3 protein-coding genes and 1 pseudogene are annotated in these 2,616 nt (G+C 41.4%); 3 read left to right on the forward strand and 1 reads right to left on the reverse strand.

Annotated elements, in window-relative coordinates:
- Both ACH2DQ_RS21365 and ACH2DQ_RS21370 read left to right on the forward strand, forming a co-directional pair.
- A partial coding sequence (locus ACH2DQ_RS21365; protein ID WP_394915968.1) for a response regulator transcription factor occupies positions 1 to 736 on the forward strand: 736 nt, incomplete at its 5' end.
- Positions 729 to 2,027: an ATP-binding protein gene (locus tag ACH2DQ_RS21370; RefSeq protein WP_394915967.1), complete on the forward strand. Its 1,299-nt coding sequence runs from the start codon at positions 729 to 731 to the stop codon at positions 2,025 to 2,027. The genes ACH2DQ_RS21365 and ACH2DQ_RS21370, both read left to right, overlap by 8 nt.
- Here ACH2DQ_RS21370 and ACH2DQ_RS21375 read toward each other — a convergent pair.
- The gene (locus tag ACH2DQ_RS21375; protein WP_394915966.1) at positions 1,990 to 2,289 is read right to left on the reverse strand and encodes a YciI family protein; all 300 of its coding nucleotides are present in this window, start codon (positions 2,287 to 2,289) and stop codon (positions 1,990 to 1,992) included. The two genes, ACH2DQ_RS21370 and ACH2DQ_RS21375, sit on opposite strands and share 38 nt — an antisense overlap.
- Positions 2,290 to 2,469: 180 nt before the next feature.
- On the opposite strand from ACH2DQ_RS21375, the pseudogene ACH2DQ_RS21380 reads away from it, so the two are divergent.
- Positions 2,470 to 2,616, forward strand: a pseudogene (locus ACH2DQ_RS21380) (transposase); the annotation flags it as partial.

Raw genomic sequence — 2,616 nt, forward strand, 5'->3', positions numbered from 1 at the left:
TTCATTATTTGTTTGTGCCTTGAGCGAAGCGAAAGGAATGTTGAGAAATATGAAATATGACTGCCTGATCGTAGATGATGAAGAAGCGCTTGCTGACAGCACCTGTGAATATTTTAATATGTTTGACGTGAAGACAACGGTTGCTTATACGAAGAACCAGTGTCTGGACTTTTTTAAGGAGAATAAGGCTGAGATGATCCTTCTGGATATCAACCTTGGAAATGATTCTGGTTTTACCCTGTGCAAAGAGCTCAGAGAAAAAGTACAGATCCCAATTTTGTTTATCAGTGCCAGGACCAGTGATGATGATGTTTTGATTGCCTTGAATATTGGAGGAGATGATTATATCAAAAAACCTTACTCTTTAAGTATCCTGCTGGCTAAGGTAAAGGCTGTGCTCCGGCGGCAGAATCTGTCTAATACCAGAGAAGTGTTCGAGGACAGGGGCCTGATTGTGGACTATAAGAATTCCAGAGCGAGTCTAAATGGTAAACTATTAAAACTGAAAACAATGGAATATCAGCTATTGGAATATCTGGTGCAGAATGCAAACCGCATGATACCAAAAGAAGAATTATTCCGCAAGGTCTGGAAAGATTCCGTTACTGGAGACGGGACCCTGAATGTGCATATACGCAGGATACGTGAAAAGATAGAAGAGAACCCCAATTCCCCCAAACGTATAAAAACAATCTGGGGCACCGGATATGTCTATGAGGAGGAGTACCGTGATTAAAAAGGGTTTCATAGCGGTGGTAGCAGCATTCATGGTTATGCTGGCAGCATTTATGCTTTGGGCGGGAACAAGCGTCAAAGTGCAGAAGCTGGATATCACGGTAGTGAATGATGTAGTAAAGCAGGCTGCAGCTCATTGGGATGAAATAGAGCAGGGAAAAATCATATCCCAGATGAATGATGTCGGTTCTATTCCATTCACCATATTTAACCGGGAAGGAAAAATTCTGGATGCTACAGAGGCAGGTCTGTCTTCCAGCCTGTCTGAAGCGATCACCAATGGAGATACCATAGCAGATATCGAAAAAGATGGGAGATTACTAGGCAAAGCAGTATTTCATAATGCCACCCCGGAACTTCTGCTAAAGAGATCCCGGCAATATCTCCTGTGCGGAGGATTTCTGCTTGGAGGCATTTTACTCTGCGTTATCTGCTATTATTGGTATCTGAGAAAAACGTTATTTGTACCGTTTCAGAAAATGGAGCGTTTTGCCAGGAATATCGCAAGGGGAGATTTGAATGTTCCCCTGGAAATGGATCATACAAATGTATTTGGGGCATTTACGGAAAGCTTTGACCTGATGCGTGAGGAATTAAAAAGAGCCAGGGAAAATGAGCGGCTTGCGAACCAAAGTAAAAAGGAACTGGTTGCATCCCTAAGCCATGATATTAAAACTCCGGTAGCCTCCATACAGGCTATTTCGGAACTGATGCTGGCATTTCCAAGAAGCAGTAAAGAAAAGATCCAGCTGGAGACCATCGGACAAAAAGCAGAACAGATTAACCAGCTGGTGACAAACCTGTTTCAGGCTACGATGGAAGAGCTGGAAAAACTGAAGGTAGATACATCCGAGCTGGAAAGCCGGATCCTCTGTACTTATGTGGCGGCATCGGATTACAACCATCTGGCTAATCTGCGGGCAGTTCCGGATTGCATGATCATCGCGGACCCGCTGCGTATTCAGCAGGTAATTGATAATGTGATTCACAATTCCTATAAATACGCAAATACTACAATTGATATTTCTGCCTCCTGTGAAGGCGATTATCTGGCTGTCTGTTTCCGGGACTTTGGAAAAGGCGCAGCCAGTGAGGAATTACCATTGCTGTTTGAGAAATTCTATAGAGGCAGCAATGCAAAAAATAGGAATGGAGCAGGGCTTGGCTTGTATCTGTCCCGGTATTTTATGGAACAGATGGGGGGCAGAATCAGCTGTGAAAATTGTGAAGATGGATTTCAGGTTACTTTATATATCAGGCTTGCCGGAAAAATTCAGCAGGATAGGAATTAAAGTAATGACAGTCGAATTCAATTAGCCGGTATTCCTGGATTCCATGGATTTTAAAAGGTTCACGGGACAGATAAGCTTCTAATTTTTCGATAGATTCCGCTTTCATTACAAAGATTCCACCGCTCATATCTGTTTTCAGCCCGGAGATCAGGATGGTTCCGTCATCCATTGCTTTTTGCGTATATGCCATATGTTCTTTCATAATTTCATCAGTCATGAGATCAGCGTTCAGGATAGTTCCTTCGATCATAAAATAATTCATTTTGTTTTCTCCTTATGATTTTTAGGTAGTGTCAAGTTTGACCCTCCTGTTTTTATAAAAAACCTAATTTTCAAAGATTTCACCACTTTTTAATAAAAAAAACAATGGCCTCCTTTTTTGTGTGAATACTGTAAGTACCAGCCAACAACATTCACAAGACCAGAAAGGATTTCATTGCTTATGGATATTATTACCTACTTACTTCACTTCATTCAATTTCAGCACAAACAAATTTGCTGTTTATTTAACTTTATCTGCAGATACATCCCACTTAAGCAATGGGATTTCGACGATTCCTATTCCCCCAAATACCAAAAGTTCAAGATT

The organism is Robinsoniella sp., from assembly GCF_034124845.1.

What these genes read in the sequence shown, in the direction of transcription:
- ACH2DQ_RS21375 (WP_394915966.1), bottom strand. Translation starts at nt 2,289, where the DNA reads ATGAATTATTTTATGATCGAAGGAACTATCCTGAACGCTGATCTCATG.